Source organism: Paraburkholderia sp. AV2, assembly GCF_054968425.1.
The window spans coordinates 87,427-107,256 of sequence record NZ_JBANLK010000010.1; the positions used below are offsets into that span (position 1 = coordinate 87,427).

Here is a 19,830-nt window from a genome sequence, read left to right on the forward strand (position 1 = left end):
GTCCCGCCTCAACGTCCCAAAGCCGGCGCCTCGCGCGCGCCGAATACGTCCTGCAGGTCCACCGCCACGCCGGCTGGCCGGTCGAGCATGCGCAACTCGACACCCTGCAGGTGGCGCGTCATCAACTCGGCGGCCTCTTTGGCCTGTCCGCTTTCCAGCGCCGCGACGATCTCCTCGTGGTCGTCGAACGAACACGGGCTGCGCCCGGGCGACTCGTAGAGCGCCGAAATGAGCGTCGAACGCGCCACCAGTCCGTTCAGGCAGTCGCACAGCACCGTGTTGCCGGTGAGCGTGGCGAGCTCCGTATGGAATTCGCCGGAAAGACGAATCCAGGTCGGGAAGTCGCGCGCTTCGAACGCCTTGCGCTCGCGCCGGATCGACTCGCCGATGCTCTTCAGCCGACGGTTGCCGTGCTGCGCGGTGCAGATGCGCTCGACGACGGCCAACTCGATGATCCGCCGCATTTCGAACACCTCGTGGACCTCCTGAAGCGACGGACTCGCGACGAACGCACCGCGATTGGGTTCCAGGTCCACGAGATGGTCGGTGGCGAGGAGCGCCAGCGCCTGGCGTATCGGCCCTCGCTTCACGCCGAATACTTCGCATAACTGAGCTTCTGTCAACTTGGCGCCGGGCGGGAGGCGGTGTTCCAGAATCGCGGCGCGGATGCGCGCGGCGATCGCCTCGGGTTTGGTGCCAGTCGTCTCGGCGTCCATATCGCTCTTTCGCATGTCTCTCGCCTTTATGGTTGCTATCCTAGTTTGGACATAAAGATTGTCAACAATTTTATCGACGAACCTCGGGAAATTACCCAGGCGCCACCTACTCCGGCTTGCCCATTTCCGGTGATTCCCGCATCAATATTGGGAATTATGCACATACATAGTGATCTCATCCCCTTCATCGGCTCAATTTATTGTCAACAATTTAGAGTCTTCAGAGTCTCATGAACATCCGTGAGCACGGATTTAGAACGACCGTTAGTTGCATGTTTGTCCGTAAAAAAAGCGCCCGGAGGCGCCTGTCGTGCTTTCGTTTCAGCCAAGATGCGGATACCCGCTCACGGCCAGCTCGAAACCGTGCGCAGTCACGTGCAGATCCGCTTGCGCACCGACTGGCAGCGTCACCATATCCGGAACGTGCCCGAACGGCAGACCGGAGATCACCGGAATGCCGACCACGGAGCGCACCTGCTCGACCATCTCCTTCAGGTCGTAGCCGTTGTCGTAGTCGAACGGCTTGCCGGCCGAAAATTCGCCTAGCACCAGCGCCTGCTGCCGCGCGAGGATGCCCGAAAGGTGCAGTTGGTAAATCATTCGCTCGATGCGGAAAGGCTGTTCATTGACATCCTCGATGAACAGGATGCCCCCGTCCACCGGCGGCAGATACGGCGTGCCGATCAGCGAAGTCAGCACCGCCAGATTGCCGCCCCAGAGCGTGCCCGAGACGTCCGCGGTGTGCGCCTGCGGAGCGTTCACCTTGAGCGTGAATTCGGGCTGCGAGAGTGCGTCCCAGAAGTGGCGCATCGTAAAGGCGCTCAGCTCGTCGGCACCGAAATCGCTCACCAGCATCGGGCCGCCGAAAGTGGTCAACCCCGCGCGCGCAAGCAGCGCGAGCTGGATCGCCGTGAAGTCGCTATGTCCGCAAAATGCGATCGGCTGCCCGGCGAGGCGCCGCTGCAGGCCGTCGTAGTCGAGCCCGTGCAGAATCCGCACGGCGCCGTAGCCGCCGCGCACCGCAAGCGCGATGTCCGGCAACGCGCGCGACGGATCGGCGAAGCGATTGAGCTCGGCGGCACGCTGGCCGTCGGTGCCCGCGAAGCGCTGGTAGCGCCGCTCGGTCGCCTGGATACCCTCCACGCGGTGTCCTTCGGCGTGCAGGCGCGCCAGCGCCCGGTGAACCGCCGCGGGATCCTGCGGATAGCCCGACGGTGCAATCAGTTCGATGGTGCGATGCGTGGTCATAGGGATCGTGATGAGGTGTCGTCTTCGCAGCCGGCCGGGTCTTGCGTCGGCTGAGCCTCGCCTGCCGCCGCCGCGCGCCTTGCCCGGCTCGCCCGGCGGCGCTCCGCGAAGAAAGAACGCAGCGCGTCGGCGCATTCGGTTTCGAGCACGCCACCCACCACGCTCGTATGGTGGTTGAGCTGCGGGTTCGCAAATGCGTCGACGACACTGCCGCACGCGCCCGTCTTCGGGTCATGGGCGCCGTACACCACGCGCGCGATCCGCGCGTGCATGATCGCGCCGGCGCACATCAGGCACGGTTCCAGGGTCACATAGAGCTCGCAGCCCGGCAATCGGTAATTTCCCAACGCGCCGGCCCCGGCGCGCAGCACGGCCATTTCGGCGTGCGCCGAGGGATCGTGCGCACCGATCGGGTGGTTGAATCCTGTCGCGATCACCTCGTCGCCGCGCACCAGTACGGCGCCGACCGGGACTTCGCCGGCCGCGCGGGCCGCTTCGGCGGCGGACTGCGCGAGCCGCATGAAACGGCGGTCGCGGTCGGTGACGGGATCTAGATGGGCCGCGGCGGCCGCCGCTGCGGTGTCGCCGGATTCGGGCGTGCCGGCGGCCGCGCCGGTCGCGTCGCCAGACAGGCCGGGAAACGCGCTCACGGTGTGCTCACTGCGCGCTGGCGGCGGCCTCGTCGACCGCCGCGCGTTCGGAGAGCCGTTCGGCAATGCGGCGGCGGTATTCGTGCGGCACGACCATCGGGCCGCCGCGCAGCGATTCGAGCGCCATGTCGAGCGCGAGCAGGCGCGCCCGCAGGCGGCATTGCGCCGCCTTGTCGCTCACCCTGGCGAGTTCCGCCTCGAGATCGCGCAGCGCGCGCAGTTGTTCCACCGCCGGCGGCACGAACCCGGCGTTCTTCAGGATGCGGTTCGCAACCCGAACTTCCTCGGGCACGAGCAGGTCGTCGTCGAGTTCCAGGGGCGACCCCGAGCCCGGCAGATCGGCGAAGTCGCCGCGCTTTGCGGCGGCGGCAATCCGTTGTTCGACGAGGGCATCAAGCAATTTCATCGGCAATCCACTACGTTGCGGCTCACGCATTCTATCAGGGTAAGACCTGGAAGACCGTCCGCTTCTGTCGTGGCCGTCATCGGTGCCCAACGGCTTGACAAGCGCCCGAATCAATGCTGGATGAATCGCCGAAACCCGGAATCGTCCCACTCAGTGCGCGAGGACCTTTGCGATCGCGTCCACCACGATCCCCACGTTTTTCTCGTTCAGACCTGCCACGCACATGCGACCGGAACGCAGGATGTAGACACCGAGTTCCTCACGCAGCCGATCGACCTGCTCCGCGGAAAGCCCCGTGTACGTGAACATGCCGCGCTGGCGGACGTAGCGTTCGAGCGCCTCGCCGCTCACATGCGCGCGCAGGCCGTCGTGGATCGCGACGCGCATGCGGGCGATGCGCTCGCACATCGCCGCCAGCTCGGTCTCCCACGATGCCTTCAGCGCGGGCGTGGTCAGCACGCGCGTGACGATCTTCGCGCCGTGGGTCGGCGGATTGCTGTAGTTCGAACGCACCGCGCCCGTCAGTTGACCGAGCACGCGATCGGCCGCCGCCGCGTCTTCGCAGATCACGTGCAGACCACCGCAGCGCTCGCCGTAGAGCGAGAAGTTCTTCGAGAACGAGTTCGCCACCAGCGCAGGCACGCCGCGGCGCGCAATCTCGCGCACGGCGAACGCGTCCGCGTCCAGGCCCGCGCCGAAGCCCTGATACGCCATGTCGAGGAACGGCAGCAGATCGCGCTTTTGCAGCACGTCGATCAGTTGCGTCCACTGGGCCTCGTCGAGGTCGACGCCCGTCGGGTTATGGCAGCACGCGTGCAGCAGCACCACGCTCTTCGGCGGCAGCGCGTCGATGGCCGACAGCATGGCCTCGAACTTCAGGCCGCCCGTCGCCTCGTCGTAGTACGGGTAGGTGTTCACCGTGAAACCCGCGCGCTCGAAGATGAAGCGATGGTTTTCCCACGTGGGATCGCTCACCCAGACGTGGCTGGTCGGGAAATAGCGCTTGATGAAGTCCGCGCCCACCTTGAGCGCGCCCGAACCGCCCAGCGTCTGCACCGTCGCGATCCGGCCGGCCGCGCGCGACGGGCACTGCGCGCCGAACACCAGCGCCTGCACCGCGTCGCGGTACTGCGCGAAGCCCGCCATCGGCAGATACGGCTTCGGACCCGGCTCTTCGAGAAGCGCGGCCTCGGCCGCGTGGACGGCCTGCATCACCGGCAGGCGCCCCTCGTCGTCGAAGTAGATGCCGATGCTCAGATTGACCTTGTTCTGGCGCGGATCCTTCTGGAAGTTCTCGTTGAGCGAGAGGATCGGGTCGCCGGGATAGGCGTCGATGTGTTCGAACATGATGTTTGCGAGAGGCTGTAAAGGGCGGTTCTGGACGAAAAATTGGGCCGGATGTCCTCAGCGCGCCGTGATGCCGCCTTGCAGCGCCGGCGCCGCATTGCGCTTCCACAGGCGATAGGCCACGCCGAGCACGACCAGCCACACCGGAATCAGGTACACCGAAAGACGCAGATCCGGGATCAGATACATTACAACGAGAACGCCTGCGAGGAACGCGAGACACACATAATTCGTAAGCGGATAGCCGAGGCTTTTGAACGACGTGGTCTGATGCGCGCGCGCCTTCTCGCGGCGAAACTTCAGGTGAATGAGGCTGATCATGGCCCAGTTGATGATGAGCGCCGACACCACGAGCCCCATCAACAGCTCGAACGCCTTGCCCGGCATGAAATAGTTGACCGCCACACAAACGAGCGTCGACACCGCCGAAACGCCGAGCGCCACGAGCGGAATGCCGCGCCGGTTCACCTTGAGCAGCGACTTCGGCGCATTGCCCTGCTGCGCGAGGCCGTAGAGCATGCGGCTGTTGCAGTACACGCCGCTGTTGTAGACCGACAGTGCGGCCGTGAGCACGACGAGGTTGAGCACGTTGGCGACGATATCGCTGTTCATCGCGTGGAAGATCAGCACGAACGGGCTGCCGCCGGTCACCACCTTCTGCCACGGGTAGAGCGAGAGCAGCACCCCGAGCGCGCCCACGTAGAAAATCAGGATCCGGTAGATCACCTGATTGGTCGCGCGCGGAATGGTGTGCGAGGGATCGTCGGCTTCGGCGGCGGTGATGCCGACCAGTTCGAGACCGCCGAACGAGAACATCACGACGGCCATCGACATCACGAGGCCGCTCACGCCGTGCGGGAAGAAGCCGCCGTGCTGCCAGAGGTTGGCGATGCCGGCCTCGGGACCCGCGTGGCCAGACACGAGCAGCCAGCCGCCGAACACGATCATGCCGACGATCGCGAGCACCTTGACGATGGCGAACCAGAATTCGAGCTCGCCGTACGACTTGACGCTAGAGAGATTGATGCCGTTGATGATGACGAAGAACGCGAGCGCCGAAACCCAGGTAGGCAAATTCGGCCACCAGTAATGCATGTAGATGCCGACGGCGGAGAGCTCCGCCATGCTCACGAGGATGTAGAGCACCCAGTAGTTCCAGCCCGAGAGAAAGCCGGCGAAGGGGCCAAAGTACTTGTCGGCGAAGTAGCTGAACGAACCGGCGACGGGTTCGTCCACGACCATCTCGCCGAGCTGGCGCATGATGAAGAACGCGATGATGCCGGCGATGCCATAGCCGAGCAGCACTGAGGGGCCGGCCGTCTGGATCGTCTGCGCGATGCCGAGGAACAGGCCCGTGCCGATCGCCCCGCCCAGCGCGATTAGCTGGATGTGGCGATTCTTGAGGCCGCGCCTTAGCTGGCCGCTCTTGTCGTTTGAAACCATGTCTCTTCCTGTCTACTTTTTGCCGCGAGGCGATCTCATGAAACCGGCCCTTCCCGCGAAATAAAATTGCGCGTGCAACGAACGGCGCCAAACAACCGGCCGCTATACACGCCGGGCCTGACGGACTCATCAGGTGCGCCCAGTGTATAGCCGGTCTCGAAAAATAGGATTGCATCTGGCACGCTGGCAAACCCTGATTGGTACAATTTCCTCTCCCGACGACCACCGATCAGGCAAGAAAAGTGCACAGCCCCGCTCTGGACCCCATCGATCTGCGTCTGCTCGCCGCGCTGCAGGAAAACGGCCGCGCCTCGAACCTCGACCTTGCGCAGGCCATCAAGCTCTCTCCCGCCCAGACTTTGCGGCGGCACCGGCGGCTCGAAGAACTCGGCGTAATTCGCCGCTACGAGACGCGCCTCGACGCCGAGAGCCTGGGCTTCGGCGTGGTGGCGTTCATTCAGGTGACGATGGAACGCGGCCATATGCGCGAGCTGGTCAAGTTCAAGGAGCTCGTGGCGAAGCTGCCGCAGGTGCAGGAGTGCTACTCCGTGACCGGTGACATCGACTACGTGCTGAAGGTGGTGGCGCGCAATCTCAAGGCGCTGTCCGAATTCCTGCTCGATACGCTGATGCGCGCGCCGGGCGTGAACAGCGTGCAGTCGATCGTGTGCCTGGACGAACTCAAGGGGACAAGTGCGATGCCGCTGGAGGAGTAATACCGAACTGCTACTTCGAACGCACGACTACCTCCCGAAAGACCAAGGTTTAATCGTACAGTTTGAGCCCAAAGACCGCAATATCGACGCATCGCGGTCCTGCCTACCCGACAGATGCGGGTAACGCATCAGGCCTTCAGCGGCCAGCGCCCTATTATGTCGTAACGCGTCTTGCCAAGCCAGCTATGGATCAGGACAAATTCGCGCACGGTCCACGTGATCGGTTCGACCGTGCGCAGACCGTACCTGTCTTTGTCGTACAGCAACGTGAGGTGGGGCGTGAAACGCGCGCGCGAAACACGCAAAGCCGCCCTTCTGAGAGCGTCTCCAAGTTTTTGCTGAAAATCGATCAATTCGTCCAGCCCGGCGCTCCCCGTCAGCACCAAAGGCTGATGGCCCGGCCGCCCGTTGAAACTGGAAATCCGGTCAAACGTCACGTCGAATGGCGGCACTTCGAGACTTGTCGCCGCGATGCATGCCCGCGCAACGATAACCTCCGGCATATGCGCAAAGTCGCCCAGATGGTGCAGCGAGACGTGCAGGCGTCCGGTGTGCAGCAGCCCCGCCTCGACATGCATCTCGGACCGCCACCGTCCGGCCCGCTCGGCAATGCATGCAGCGGTGTCCGGATCGGGCATTACGGCAAAGAACAGGCGATGCGCCGGCGTCGGCGGGAGTGCTTCGAGTCCAGGTAGAGAAAGCTGGGTCACGGCAGCACAGGGGCACGGCCGGTAGGGTCACGGCCGTTGCGCCCCGGCCTCACCGTTGAAGCTCAGTCCCGCTCAATGCGACGCGAGGACACTGGCGATCACGCCGGTCGCCACGGCGGCCAGCACGTAGTCGCCATTCACGCCGACCCAGTGGTAGCCGCGCGGCGGAGCGGAGAGACCATGCTCGCGCCAGTCGTCCACCTCGTAGTTGCGATCGCGGTATTCAGCCGGAACGCGCTCGCCCTTGTGCCAGTCCTGATGAGGAATCGGGCCGCCCGGGCGGTCGACAGAGGCATCGCGCATGGGCTGGCGCGGCCCATGCGAGGCACCGCCGTCATGGTGCTGCGGTTCGGCAAACACCGCACCGGACGCGGCCAGCATGGAAACCATCAACAGCGAAGCGACGAACTTTGAACGCATTGTTTCCCCCTTGAAAGAAATGAGTTGCAGCACACCTGTTTGACATACTAACGACCGACTATAACAGGTATGCGACACGATGAACGACCTCCTTGACGCGCCGAAAAGCGCGCGGCCGGAACGACGCGACGCACGCTGCGCTCACTGTCACCGGAAGACGCTCACCGCTTCGACGAGCCGCACCGCCTGCTGCTTGAGGCTGTCCGATGCGGCCGTGCTTTGTTCCACCAGAGCGGCATTTTGCTGCGTGATGGTGTCGAGATCGCTCACCGCGTGATCGATCTGGGTCGCCCCGCTGCTTTGCTCTTCCGTTGCCGAACGGATCTCCGCGATCATCGCGGATACGCGCTTCACCTGAGCCACGATATCGTCCATGGTCTTGCCGGCTTCGTCCACGAGACTCGAACCGGTTTCGACCTTTTCGACGCTGGTGGAAATCAGATGCTTGATCTCCTTGGCCGCATTCGCGCTGCGCTGGGCCAATGCGCGAACTTCCCCGGCCACAACGGCGAACCCCCTGCCCTGCTCCCCTGCGCGGGCCGCCTCGACGGCGGCATTCAAGGCCAGGATGTTGGTCTGAAACGCGATGCCGTCGATCACGCCGATGATGTCCGCAATCTTGTGCGAACTCGCGGTGATTTCGTTCATCGTGCTAACGATTTCCGATACGGCCTGCCCGCCCCTCGCCGCCGCGTCGCTCGCCGAGCCGGCCAGCGTATTCGCCTGAAGCGCGGTTTCCGCATTGCTTTTCACCGTCGCCGTCATCTGTGCCATGGACGACGCCGTCTGCTGGACGTTCGAAGCGGCCTGCTCCGTACGCCTGCTGAGGTCGTTGTTGCCTTGCGCGATCTCGTTGATGGCGCGCTGAACCGTGATGACCTGTTCGCTCACGTCGTCGATAAGCCAGCGAAACATCAAGCCGAGCTGGCTGATCGTGCGCAGGGTCATGCCGATCTCGTCGACGCGGTCGATATGCACGGCTTTCTGGCTTTCGCCCGATGCTACCCGCAAGGCCTGAGCAAGCACCTGCTCCAGCGGCCGGGAAATCTGTCTCTCGAGCCACAACGAGACCAGAAAGCAGCCGAACGAGACGCTCCCCGCGAAAGCTGCGAGCGACATGCCCCTCAGCCCGGCAAACGCTGCCGCGGCCACGACGATCGGTAGCGCCACCAGCAGTGCAGACCGGATGCGCCAGCGCACCGGCAGCGTCTTGAGCATCGAAGTCCATCCCAGCAGGCCGGTACGAACAATCAGGCCTTTGTGGAAGCCCCGTTTGCCCGCCTTGTGCTCGCGGAACTGGCCGTAAAGCTTCTCCGCTGCGTCGATTTCGTCGCGTGACGGCTTGGTCCGCACGGACATGTAGCCGGACGTCTGACCGTTGCGAACGACAGGAATGGCATTGGCCCGCACCCAGTAATGATCGCCGTTCTTGCGGCGGTTCTTGACGAGGGCCGTCCACGGCTCTCCGCCCTTGAGCGTGGCCCACATGTCGGCGAACGCCTCCTGTGGCATGTCCGGGTGCCGGACGATGTTATGGGGCTGGCCCTGAATTTCGTCCTGAGAGAAGCCGCTCGCGTGAATGAATGCGGCGTTCGCGTAGTTGACGTAGCTCTGCGTGTCCGTCGTCGACATCAACGTCGCATTGTCCGGAATCTCGAACTCGCGATGTGTGACGGGTTGATTGTTGCGCATGACCTTCCCCCCGAAAAGTTAGATGCGTAACGCATTGGCGATCTGCGCTGAAAGCCTCAGAGAACAGAAATGATGTCCCCGCAACGATCCCGTTCCTGTATATCGTCCTTGATTGAATGTTCTTTAGCCCGACCCGGGTTTATCCCTTCATGCATCGGGCATCGGGCATAATTAAATAGATAGGACAACATAGGATTTTGATCGGTGCAACTTTCCAGGAAAAAAGTTGCCTGAGTCAGGTATCTCAGCGAGGCGGCAGCGCCAATGCCATTTGCGCTGCCGCGGACGCGCCGAATGGTCAGGGGACGAACGACGTCGTCCTGCACGCGCGCGATTCCGGGCGCCCTGGTGCGGTTACACCGGGGAACGGTAGCTTGATGTTGGAGCGAGGAATTGGACTATCGGAGCAGGCGGGCGCCCGCCCGGAGCTTCGGGGGCGAGGCCGCCCAAGGTGGCCGGCCCGTTACGCGATTTACCGGCGCAGGCGCGTGCCGACGGAACTCTTCGTCTTGTAGGTCACGCCGTGCTGCGCGAGATATTCGCGGATCAACTGACGAACGACCTGTGAAGGTGTCAGATCCTGAGCCGCACACAGTTCTTCGAATGCGGCCTTTTTGGCGGGATCGATCAGAATCGTCAGTCGTGCGCTTTTGGTTTCCATCACGCGAGTGCTTGCCGTCCAGATATGTTAATCAAATTATAATCGAAACCGAAGGCGGGTAGTTTGCGAGTCGCTGGGCTGCATACGGCCCAGCGCAGAGGTCGCAGTCCTGGGCCCGGCGCGCGCTATCGGAACCGGGAATTCGGCGCCGGCGGGAGCATATCATACCGTCCCCAGTCGAATGGTCTGCCGCGCTCGAGCGCGGCAATCACCGCGAGCATGTCCACCTGATGAAGCGGCGCCAGCGTACCCGCGCGCTGCAGCAGATCCCTTCCGGACGGCCATTCCCGTACGCCCTTCCACGCGAAGACGACCACGTTGTAATCGCTGCCCTGCGCCGGAGCCAAGGCCAGCGAACGGCCGAACACGCGCCTGAGCGCGCGCAGGTAGTCATGAAAGCCGGGCTCGTCCGTCACCAGATTCATCACCATGACGCCGTCGTCGCTCAGGCGTCGCCGGCAGTCCTCGTAAAATTCGTCCGTGCCGAGGCTCGCGGGCATGCCTTCGGCCGTGAAGCCGTCGACCAGCAGCACGTCTGGCCGGTGCCCCGGCTCGCCGACATAATCGGCGCCGTCCGCGCACACCACGCTGAAACGCCCGTCGTCCGGCGGCAGCCGGAATACGTCGCGCAACGCGATCACCTCCGGATTGATTTCGACGGCGGCAATGACGGTCGCGGGCAGATAGCGATAGCAGTACCTGACAAGCGACCCGCCGCCGAGGCCGATCATCGAAATACGGCGCGGCGACGGCTGGAACAGCAGAAAGCCCATCATCGTGCGCGTATAACCCAGCGCGAGCGCGCAGGGATCGCGGCGCAGCATCGTGCTCTGGACAGCGGCGGCATCGAAAAACAGGGAGACGACCTGGTCGTTCTCGACGATCAGCGGCCTGTCGAACGTTCCCCGGTTGTGCGCTCCGGCCGCAGCGTTCCTCGCGCTCGTGCCCCGTCGACTCCGGAAATCTTCAGCGCATCTCCGTCCGCGCCCGTTATGCCGCATCCTCGCCTGCCCTGACGAGGAAGTCGCACAGTTGCGAATCCCAGTTGGCATCCCGCACGGAAATCATCGCAGTTTCGATACAGGCAAATTGCCGATCGAAACGCATGGCGCGTAGCCGCTGAACCGGCAAAGCGCGGCCAAAGAACAGGCCGGCCTCGTCGAGCAGCAGGCAGGGTTTGCCCCGGTAGCGCGCGGCCATGACCGAAAGCGCGTCCTGAACGTGACGAGCCGACTCGGCCGGATAGACGAACACGACGTTGACGCCGGCGGCCCCCAGCCAGTCGCCGGGCGCGGCAAAACGGTGGAGCATCTGGAATCCGCGCCCGCCTGCCCGGCCAACGCCTACGGCCACGAGACCTCGCTCGCCAGCCGCGTCGCGCAGCCGCAACGGCCTGCTCTCGTGCGTCAGCAACGGAACATCGAAGTCGATCATCAGAAACCCTTCCCCGCTACCTCGTCCACCCAAGGCCACGTTCCCGCGGCCGCCCCGAAAATCTTATTTAATGTTAATCGTATGTGCGTTGCATGTAAACGCCGGAAAGGTCGTGCGAGGCGCTCCGAGGTGCCTGTGTTTGCGCATCGGTCGCATCTGGAAACGCCGGAACAGTTCTGATAGCATGTTAATGTCGTTAACATGTAGTGTTAACCATATGCGTTCCGGCCAGGAGCGTGACACCAAGCGTTTGCAGTAATTCGTGCATAGTGGGGAGATTCCTGAGTTGCCATCCGAACAGAGCCACTTGAGCCTGCTCTTTGCGGAATTGCTCGGCCGCCATCCGGGGACGCCCGTCGTGCACGAGGGGCCGCGCACGCGCTCGCTGTGCTTCGGCCTGTTCGGGGTGCAGACTGCCATGCGTAAAAGCGATCCGTTCGCGCTGCATCTGCCCTATACGCGGGCCATGATGGCGTTTCAGTTGTTCCAGCCGGATCCGGCGCATATTGTCATCGTGGGCCTGGGCGGCGGGTCGCTCTCCAAGTACTGCCATCGCAGGTTTCCCGAGGCCCTCGTCACGACCATCGAGATCGACGAGCGCGTCATCGCGCTGCGCGACCAGTTCCAGATTCCCGACGATTCAGAGCGGTTCCGCGTCGTCCACGCCGACGCCACCGTGCATCTCGCCGGCCTGCGCAACGCCGCCGATGCCATCCTGCTGGACGGCTTCGACGCTTTCGGCCTGCCGGCCAGCCTGTCGAGCGAGCGCTTCTACGACGACTGCCACGCCGCCTTGCGCGACCAGGGCGTGCTGGTCGCCAACCTCCTCGAACGCGGTGCATATGCGACGGCCTGTCTCGAGCGGATCGGCCGCACTTTCGCGGCACGGCCGCTCTGGACACACGCGCGGCGCGACGGAAACCCGATCGCCATCGCGACAAAGCACGCGCCGCCCCCGGACTGGCCGACGCTGCACGCCCGGGCACGCGACCTCGTCCTGTCGGGCGAACTCGACCTCGGCACGCACGCGAAAAACATGGAGCGGAACCATCGCGGCGCTGCGACCCCCGACTCACCCGCGACCGTGGACCCGGTGTCCGCGGCGCACGACTGAGACCGCGGGAGATCCGGCCCGATGGAACCTCGCCTCGTGATCCAGCTCGTGCTGTACGTCGTTGCCGGCTGGCTGGCGATTGGCGTCGTAGGACTCGTGTATCTGCGCCGCACACGGGTGGTGGCACATGGCCTCTTCCCCGCGGGCGCTCTGCTCGGCGGGCTGCTGTTCGGACTCGGCCTCTTCGGCATGTGCGCGCCGACGCAAGCGCTTATCCTGCCGGTCGGCTTGCCGGGTTTGCCGGTCCATCTGCGGATCGACGCGCTCTCGGCTTACTTTCTCGCCGTACTCGGGATGGTGAGCGCCGGCTTGAGCGCGTTTTCGGCCGGCTATTTCCGCAAGGGCGAGGGCACGCCGCCCGGCCTGCTTTGCTTCGAATATCACGTCTGCCTCGCAAGCCTCGCCCTCGTTCTCCTCGCCGACGACGCCTACGGCTTCCTCGTCGCCTGGGAAACGCTGACGATCTCCGCCACGTTCCTCGTCATGAGCAACCACCGCATCGCGGAAATTCGCGGCGCGGCGTTTCTCTACTTCCTGATCTCGCATGTCGGCGCATTGGCGCTGCTGCTGTCGTTCGGACTGCTACAGGGTCATACCGGCGACTATACGTTTGCCGCCATGCGCGCGCAGCATCTCGCCCCCCTCCAGGCGTCGGTCGCCTTTCTGCTCGCGCTGGCCGGTTTCGGCGCGAAGGCCGGCATTTTTCCCTTGCACGTCTGGCTGCCCGAAGCCCATCCCGCCGCGCCCTCGCCCGTATCGGCGCTCATGAGCGGCTTCGTCCTGAAGGCCGGCCTCTACGGCATGCTGCGCACGGTCTTCGACCTGCTGCATCTGCAGATTGCCTGGTGGGGCGTGCTGCTGCTCGCGCTCGGTCTTTTCACGGCGCTCTTCGGCGTGGTGTTCAGCGCGATCCAGTCGGATATGAAGCGGTTGCTCGCGTATTCGTCGATCGACAATATCGGCCTGATGTTCGTGAGCCTCGGGCTCGCCGTTCTGTTCCGCGCCTTCGGCATGAACGGCCTCGCCGCGCTGGCGATGACCGCCCTGCTCTATCAGATCGCGAGCCACGCGGCATTCAAGAGCCTCCTGTTCGTCGGCACGGGCGCGGTGCTGCACGCCACGGGCGAGCGCAATCTCGGCCGCCTCGGCGGCCTGATTCACCGGATGCCGTGGACCGCCTGGACGATGCTCGCCGGTGCGCTGGCCAGCGCCGGATTGCCGCCGCTCTCGGGCTTCGTCTCCGAATGGCTGCTGCTGCAGAGCTTCCTCTTCACTCCCGGCCTGCCGAACACGTTCCTCAACATGGCCATCCCGCTCATCGCCGCGTTGATCGCGCTCGTCGCGGCGCTGGCGGGCTACACCATGGTCAAGTTCTTCGGCATCGTCTTTCTCGGCCAGCCGCGCGAAGCCACGCTGGCCCGCGCCCGCGACGCCGGCGTCTGGGAACGCGCGGCGTTCGTCTGGTTCGTGGCGGTCACCGTGCTGCTCGGCCTGCTGCCGGTCCCGATCGTCCGCGCGCTGACCCCGGTCGTGCGGCAACTGGCCGGCGCCGACCTCGGCGCGGCCATCGCGAGCGGCTGGCTGCTGCTCGCCCCCACCGGCATCGATCGCGCGAGCTATATGCCCGTCGTCTTCCTTGCCTTCTTCGTGGGTTGCTGCGGGCTCGCGTTCGTACTCGTGCGCCGCTTCTATCACGGGCGGCTGCGCCGCGCGGCACCCTGGGCCTGCGGCAATCCGTTCGTGAACGCGCGCATGCAGGACACGGCCGAAGGTTTCGGGCAGCCGATCCGCGAGATCTTCTCGCCGTTCTTCAGGATCGAGCGGCACGTGCCGTCTCCGTTCGACAGCCAGCCGACTTACCGCGTAGCCATCGCCGACCGCACGCGGGCCTGGATCTACGAGCCGCTCACGCGCGCCGTCAAGGCGCTCGGCGCGCTCGTAGGGCGGCTGCAGGCCGGCCCCATTGCCGTCTACCTGACGTACAGCTTTCTCACGCTGATCGTCCTGCTCGTCCTGGTGCGCCGATGATCACGCTGTCCGGAGCGCTCTCGCAGGGGCTCGAAATTCTGGTGGCGCTCGCCGCCGCGCCGCTGTTGTCCGGCTGGGTCGGGATCTGCCGTGCGCGGCTCCAGGGCAGGCGCGGGCCCAGCCTCTGGCAGCCGTACCGCACGCTGCACAAGCTCTTCAACAAGGAGTCGGTCGTCGCCGTGCACGCGAGCCCGCTCACGCGTCTCGCGCCTTATGTCGTCTGGGGCTGCATGACGCTGGCCTGCGCGATCGTGCCCACGCTCTCGACCGACCTGCCGCTCTCGCCGGCAGCCGATGCCATCGCGCTCGTGGGTCTGTTCGCGCTGGCGCGCGTCACGATTTCGCTAGCCGCCATGGATACCGGCACCGCATTCGGCTCGCTCGGCGCGCGGCGCGAGATGCTGGTGGGCTTCCTCGCCGAGCCCGCGTTGCTCATGGTGCTGTTCTCCGCCTCGCTGATCACGCAGTCCACCGGACTCACGCACATCGTCGACACGCTCAGCCACGGCGAGCTCGCCCTCTACCCGAGCCTCGCTTTCGCGGGCATTGCGTTCGCGATGGTGTCGCTGGCGGAAAACGCGCGCCTGCCCGTCGACAACCCCGCCACGCACCTCGAGCTGACGATGATCCACGAAACGCTGATCCTCGAATACTCCGGCCGCCATCTCGCGCTGATCGAATGGGCGTCGAGCCTGAAGCTGTTCGCCTACTCGTGCATCGGCCTCGCGCTGTTCGTGCCGTGGGGTATTGCCGAAGCGGGCAATCCGTCCGCGCTGCTGCTCGCCGTGCCCGCACTGTTCGCAAAGCTGTTCGCGGGCGGCGCGCTGCTCGCGCTCGTCGAGACGCTCAACGCGAAAATGCGGCTCTTCCGCGTGCCGGAGTTCCTCGCGACGGCGTACCTGCTCGCCGTGATCGGCATGCTCGTCCATTTCCTGCTGGGGGCATGAATGCACGGGCTCGCCACGCAGATCGTCAACTTCCTCGCCGCAATCCTGCTGCTCATCTCGTTCGCGATGCTGAGCCAGCGCCGGATTCTCGCGCTGATCCATCTCTATACGCTGCAGGGCTTCACGCTCGTCCTCGCCAACCTCGTGCTCGGCTTCGTCACCGCCGACACGCACCTCTACGTTTCCGCGGCGCTCACGCTCGTGCTCAAGGTGGGGCTGATTCCCTGGATCCTCTATCGCCTCGTGCAGCGCCTGAAAATCACGGGCGACGTCGAATCGCTGCTCAACATTCCCGCCACCCTGCTCACGGGCATCGTGCTCGTGGTCGTCGCATTCAACGTGGCGTTGCCGGTGACGCAGTTCGCTTCGTCGGTCGCGCGCGGCACGCTCGGCATCGCCCTCGCCTGCGTGCTGCTGTCGTTCATGATGATGATCACGCGCGCGACGGCGATTCCCCAGGTGATCGCCTTCCTTTCGATGGAAAACGCGCTTTTCTTCGCGGCGGCCGCCGCCACCAACGGTATGCCGATGATCGTCGAGCTCGGCGTCGGGCTCGACGTGCTCGTGGGCATGCTGATCCTGGGCGTGTTCATGTTCCAGATCCGGGAGCGATTCGACAGCCTGGACATCCATCACCTCGTAGAGCGTCATGATGAGTAGTGCCTGGATTCTCGCGGCGGTGCTCGGCCTGCCGCTCGCCGCGAGCGCGAGCCTCGCGTTTGCGGGCGCGCGCCGCGCCGCGCCGGACCTGAACACCGCCTTCAGCCTCCTGACGCTGGCCGCCGCGCTCCTGCTCGTCCAGCGCACGATGGCGCACGGCGCCGCCTTCGTGTTCGGCCAGGCGTTTTTCGTCGACCCGTTCAACGTTTTTCTGGTTACGCTGACCGCATTCATCGGCTGGACGACAGCGCTCTTCTCGAAGCCGTATATGCGCGTCGAGCGCGACCGCGGCCGCATGAGCGCGAACCGCATGAGGCTCTACCACGCCATGTACCAGTTGTTCGTGTTCGCGATGCTGCTCGCGCTGCTGACGAACAACATGGGCGTCCTCTGGGTGGCGATGGAGGCCGCAACGCTCGCGACCGTGCTGCTGGTGTCGGTCTATCGCACGGCGGCCAGCTACGATGCGGCGTGGAAGTACTTCATTCTCTGCGGTGTCGGCATCGCGCAGGCGCTGTTCGGCACGATCCTCCTGTATCTGGCCGCCAGCCGCGTGCTGGGCGGCGGCAACGCGTTGCTGCTGACCAGCCTGAACGCCGCGAAGGCGAGCCTCGATCCCACCATCGTCTCGCTCGCGTTCGTGTTTCTGCTGATCGGCTACGGCACGAAGGCCGGCCTCGTGCCGATGCACAGTTGGCTGCCCGACGCCCACGCCGAAGGCCCGACGCCGATTTCCGCCGTCCTGTCCGGCCTGCTGCTCAACGTGGCGCTCTACGCGGTGCTGCGCTGCAAGGTGCTCGCCGACGGCGCGCTGCAGAACGGCCTGCCGGGACATCTGCTCGTGGGCTTCGGGCTCGTCTCGGTGCTCGTCGCGACGTTCTCGCTGTTCCGGCAGACGGATGCGAAGCGCCTTTTCTCGTTCTCCTCGATCGAGCACATGGGCATGATGACCTTCGCTTTCGGGCTGGGCGGCCCCATCGCCACGTTCGCGGGCCTCCTGCACATGACGGTTCACGCGCTCGTCAAATCGGCGATTTTCTTCACCGTGGGGCATGCCGCGCAGAAAGCCGGCACCCAGGCCATCGACGGCATTCGCGGGCTCGTGCGCGTGAGTCCCCTGGTGGGCTGGGGCCTGATGCTCGGCACGCTCGCGATTCTCGGCATGCCGCCATTCGGCGTCTTCGCGAGCGAATTCCTGATTCTCACCACGGCAATGCATGCGCTGCCGTGGGCCGCGCCGCTTCTGATGCTGGCGCTGGCCGTCGCGTTCGCCGTCATTTTCAGGCACGCGCAAGGCATGGTGTTCGGCGACGCCACGGCGCGCCGGCTCGAACACCGGCCGGCACTGCTGCCGGTATTCGTTCATCTGGCCATCGGGCTCATGCTCGGTCTCTACCTTCCCCCCTGGCTCGCCGCATGGTATCGCGCAGCCGGGGCCGTGCTTGCAGGATGATTCATGGGGATCGACGCATTCCACTCCTTACCCGGCCTCACCCGCCTTGCCACGTTCGGGGAGGCGCCGGCCACGCTCGTTGCGCACGTGGATGTCGCGGCCTGGGTCCGCGTTGCCGCCGCGGTCGACGAAGGCGGGGGGCGCCTGATCACGCTGTGGGGCGCCGAAGACCCCGGCGGCACCTTCATCGTATGCGCCGCCTATGCCGTGGACGACGGCCTGCTGTGGGTCCGGCTACCGCTCGGCAAGACGCCGTCCTGGGCCTGCGAGTACCCGGACCTCTCCGCCCTCTTTCCGTACGCGGCCCGCATGCAGCGCGCCGTCTACGATCTGACCGGCCTGCGCGCGTGCGGCGCCGGCGACGTGCGCCCCTGGCTGAACCACGGCAACTGGCCCGCCGATTACTTCCCGTTGCGCAAGTCCGCAACCGGCACGGAGCGCTTCGCGTCGCAGGAAGCCGACTACGCGTTCACGCGGGTCGCCGGCGACGGCGTGCATGAAATCGCGGTAGGACCGATTCACGCCGGCATCATCGAGCCCGGACACTTCCGCTTCTCCGTGGTCGGCGAAAAAGTGCTGCGGCTCGAAGAGCGGCTCGGCTATACGCATCGCGGCATCGAGCGCCTGTTCGAGTGTACGCCGGCGCTCGCTGGCCATCGCCTGGCAAGCCGGATCGCCGGCGACAGCAGCGTCGCATTTGCGTGGGCGTATTGCATGGCGCTCGAACGCGCGCTCGACACGACGATTCCGCCGCGCGCGCAATGGCTGCGCGCGCTGCTGCTGGAGCGCGAGCGCGTCGCCAACCATCTCGGCGATCTTGGCGCGCTCGGCAACGATGCGGGCTTCGCATTCGGGCTCGCGCAGTTTTCGCGGATGAAGGAAGACTGGCTGCGCCTGAACGAGCGTACCTTCGGCCACCGCTACCTCTTCGACGCGATCGAGCCCGGCGGCCTCGCGCGCGATCTCGACCACGAACAGGCGGGCGCGATCCTCGCGCAGTGCGACCGCATCGAGCGCGAGGTCCGCTCGATGCGGCGCATTTACGACGATCACGCCGGCATGCAGGACCGCTTCGCGAAGACCGGCATTCTCACGCCGGCGATGGCCGCTCAACTCGGCGTACGCGGTTTCGCCGCGCGCGCGAGCGGCGGCGCGATGGACCTGCGGGTCGATCACGCGCAAGTTCCCTACCGCGAAATCGGTGCGCGCCACCTCGGCGACGAGCGCGGCGACGTGGCGGCCCGCGTGGCGCTGCGCTTTCGCGAGATCGACGAATCGTTACGCCAGATCCGCGCGATCCTCACCAGCGTGCCGCGCGGCGGCATCGCCGTGCAACCCGATATCCGCCGCCCGCCGTCGTATGGAACGGGATGGATCGAAGGCTGGCGCGGCGACGTGCTCGTTGCGCTCGAAACCGGCGAGGACGGCATGCTCGCGCGCTGTCATTGCCACGATCCGTCCTGGCAGAACTGGCCGGCTCTCGAAGTCGCGATCATCGGCAATATCGTCGCGGATTTCCCGCTGATCAATAAGTCGTTCAATCTCTGTTACGCGGGGCACGACCTGTGACGTGGCAACTTCTCAAGCGGATCGCCGGTACGCGCGCGCCTGCCGAACTCATTCCTCCGGGCGGTGACGACTGGCGCACGGAGTCTCAACGGCTGCATCAGCAGATTCTCGACGTGCTCGGCCGCGCACTGTGCATCCGGCAGATCGATGCGGGATCATGCAACGGCTGCGAGCTCGAAATTCACGCGCTCAACAACCCGTACTACAACATCGAGGGGTTGGGGATCCGCTTCGTCGCGAGTCCCCGGCATGCCGACATGCTCCTCGTGACGGGTCCTCTTGTTGTGAACATGCGCGAGGCGGTACGGCTGGCGTACGAGGCAACGCCCGAGCCAAAGCTGGTGGTTGCCGCCGGAGAGTGCGCATGCACGGGCGGTATCTTCAAGGACAGCTATGCGGTCTGCGGGCCGCTTTCGGAGCTGCTTCCCGTCGATGTCCACATTCCCGGCTGCCCGCCGCCGCCCGTCGATCTCTTGAGAGGCATTCTGGCGGCACTGCGAAGCCGGCGCGATGACCCGGTTTCCCCTGATTGAGCATCGTCTCCGTCAATAGTCGCCGCCGTTGGCCGCCACTCGAACGCTGTCGCGCGAGCGGCATCGCTGACGCTCAGAACGAC

20 protein-coding genes are annotated in these 19,830 nt (G+C 65.1%); 8 read left to right on the forward strand and 12 right to left on the reverse strand.

What is annotated here, in order from left to right:
* Positions 1–8: 8 nt before the first annotated feature.
* The 6 genes from V8683_RS10195 to V8683_RS10220 all read right to left on the reverse strand — a co-directional run bounded on the left by V8683_RS10195 (position 9) and on the right by V8683_RS10220 (position 5,810).
* Complete coding sequence (locus V8683_RS10195) at positions 9–731, reverse strand: GntR family transcriptional regulator (protein ID WP_411189631.1); 723 nt, start codon at positions 729–731, stop codon at positions 9–11.
* A 306-nt stretch (positions 732–1,037) separates the two neighbouring features.
* On the reverse strand, positions 1,038–1,964 hold the full coding sequence (ldcA, locus tag V8683_RS10200; RefSeq protein ID WP_411189632.1) for a muramoyltetrapeptide carboxypeptidase: 927 nt from the start codon (positions 1,962–1,964) through the stop codon (positions 1,038–1,040).
* Positions 1,961–2,596, reverse strand: coding sequence for a tRNA adenosine(34) deaminase TadA (tadA, locus tag V8683_RS10205; RefSeq protein WP_411190547.1), 636 nt, complete (start codon positions 2,594–2,596; stop codon positions 1,961–1,963). The genes ldcA and tadA overlap by 4 nt, the downstream gene beginning before the upstream one ends.
* Before the next feature lie 25 nt (positions 2,597–2,621).
* Positions 2,622–3,020, reverse strand: coding sequence for a DnaJ family domain-containing protein (locus V8683_RS10210; protein ID WP_411189633.1), 399 nt, complete (start codon positions 3,018–3,020; stop codon positions 2,622–2,624).
* Positions 3,021–3,170: 150 nt separating this feature from the next.
* Entirely contained in the window at positions 3,171–4,367 is a 1,197-nt protein-coding gene (locus V8683_RS10215) for an amino acid aminotransferase (protein WP_411189634.1), read from the reverse strand.
* 57 nt (positions 4,368–4,424) lie between these two features.
* A complete protein-coding gene (locus V8683_RS10220; protein ID WP_411189635.1) occupies positions 4,425–5,810 on the reverse strand; it encodes an amino acid permease in 1,386 nt (461 codons plus the stop codon).
* 242 nt (positions 5,811–6,052) lie between these two features.
* Between V8683_RS10220 and V8683_RS10225 the strand changes: the two genes are divergently transcribed.
* Complete coding sequence (locus V8683_RS10225; protein WP_411189636.1) at positions 6,053–6,526, forward strand: Lrp/AsnC family transcriptional regulator; 474 nt, start codon at positions 6,053–6,055, stop codon at positions 6,524–6,526.
* Positions 6,527–6,654: 128 nt separating this feature from the next.
* Here V8683_RS10225 and V8683_RS10230 read toward each other — a convergent pair whose 3' ends face one another.
* The 6 genes from V8683_RS10230 to V8683_RS10255 all read right to left on the reverse strand — a co-directional run bounded on the left by V8683_RS10230 (position 6,655) and on the right by V8683_RS10255 (position 11,398).
* On the reverse strand, positions 6,655–7,236 hold the full coding sequence (locus V8683_RS10230) for a 2'-5' RNA ligase family protein (protein WP_411189637.1): 582 nt from the start codon (positions 7,234–7,236) through the stop codon (positions 6,655–6,657).
* Positions 7,237–7,308: 72 nt separating this feature from the next.
* Positions 7,309–7,656 (reverse strand): RcnB family protein, encoded by a 348-nt coding sequence (locus tag V8683_RS10235; RefSeq protein WP_411189638.1) that lies wholly within the window; start codon positions 7,654–7,656, stop codon positions 7,309–7,311.
* A 147-nt stretch (positions 7,657–7,803) separates the two neighbouring features.
* The gene (locus tag V8683_RS10240; protein ID WP_411189639.1) at positions 7,804–9,348 is read right to left on the reverse strand and encodes a methyl-accepting chemotaxis protein; all 1,545 of its coding nucleotides are present in this window, start codon (positions 9,346–9,348) and stop codon (positions 7,804–7,806) included.
* A 472-nt stretch (positions 9,349–9,820) separates the two neighbouring features.
* A complete protein-coding gene (locus tag V8683_RS10245; RefSeq protein WP_411189640.1) occupies positions 9,821–10,009 on the reverse strand; it encodes a ribbon-helix-helix protein, CopG family in 189 nt (62 codons plus the stop codon).
* A 125-nt stretch (positions 10,010–10,134) separates the two neighbouring features.
* Positions 10,135–10,833, reverse strand: coding sequence for a fused MFS/spermidine synthase (locus tag V8683_RS10250; protein ID WP_411189641.1), 699 nt, complete (start codon positions 10,831–10,833; stop codon positions 10,135–10,137).
* Between the two features lie 166 nt (positions 10,834–10,999).
* Positions 11,000–11,398: a hypothetical protein gene (locus V8683_RS10255; RefSeq protein WP_411189642.1), complete on the reverse strand. Its 399-nt coding sequence runs from the start codon at positions 11,396–11,398 to the stop codon at positions 11,000–11,002.
* Positions 11,399–11,801: 403 nt separating this feature from the next.
* Here V8683_RS10255 and V8683_RS10260 point away from each other — a divergent pair, with 403 nt between their 5' ends.
* Genes V8683_RS10260 through V8683_RS10290 form a run of 7 tightly spaced genes read left to right on the forward strand, consistent with a single transcriptional unit; the run spans position 11,802 to position 19,747 of the window.
* The gene (locus V8683_RS10260) at positions 11,802–12,557 is read left to right on the forward strand and encodes a fused MFS/spermidine synthase (protein WP_462880626.1); all 756 of its coding nucleotides are present in this window, start codon (positions 11,802–11,804) and stop codon (positions 12,555–12,557) included.
* Positions 12,558–12,578: 21 nt separating this feature from the next.
* Positions 12,579–14,585, forward strand: a complete 2,007-nt coding sequence (hyfB, locus tag V8683_RS10265) for a hydrogenase 4 subunit B (RefSeq protein WP_411189644.1) — start codon at positions 12,579–12,581, stop codon at positions 14,583–14,585.
* Positions 14,582–15,532, forward strand: a complete 951-nt coding sequence (locus tag V8683_RS10270) for a respiratory chain complex I subunit 1 family protein (RefSeq protein ID WP_411189645.1) — start codon at positions 14,582–14,584, stop codon at positions 15,530–15,532. Before hyfB ends, V8683_RS10270 begins: the two co-directional genes overlap by 4 nt.
* Positions 15,533–16,192, forward strand: coding sequence for a formate hydrogenlyase (locus tag V8683_RS10275; protein WP_411189646.1), 660 nt, complete (start codon positions 15,533–15,535; stop codon positions 16,190–16,192).
* Positions 16,185–17,645 (forward strand): hydrogenase 4 subunit F, encoded by a 1,461-nt coding sequence (locus V8683_RS10280; protein WP_411190548.1) that lies wholly within the window; start codon positions 16,185–16,187, stop codon positions 17,643–17,645. The genes V8683_RS10275 and V8683_RS10280 overlap by 8 nt, the downstream gene beginning before the upstream one ends.
* A 3-nt stretch (positions 17,646–17,648) precedes the next feature.
* Positions 17,649–19,214: a hydrogenase large subunit gene (locus V8683_RS10285; protein ID WP_411189647.1), complete on the forward strand. Its 1,566-nt coding sequence runs from the start codon at positions 17,649–17,651 to the stop codon at positions 19,212–19,214.
* The gene (locus V8683_RS10290) at positions 19,211–19,747 is read left to right on the forward strand and encodes an NADH-quinone oxidoreductase subunit B family protein (protein WP_411189648.1); all 537 of its coding nucleotides are present in this window, start codon (positions 19,211–19,213) and stop codon (positions 19,745–19,747) included. The genes V8683_RS10285 and V8683_RS10290 overlap by 4 nt, the downstream gene beginning before the upstream one ends.
* Positions 19,748–19,830: the final 83 nt, after the last annotated feature.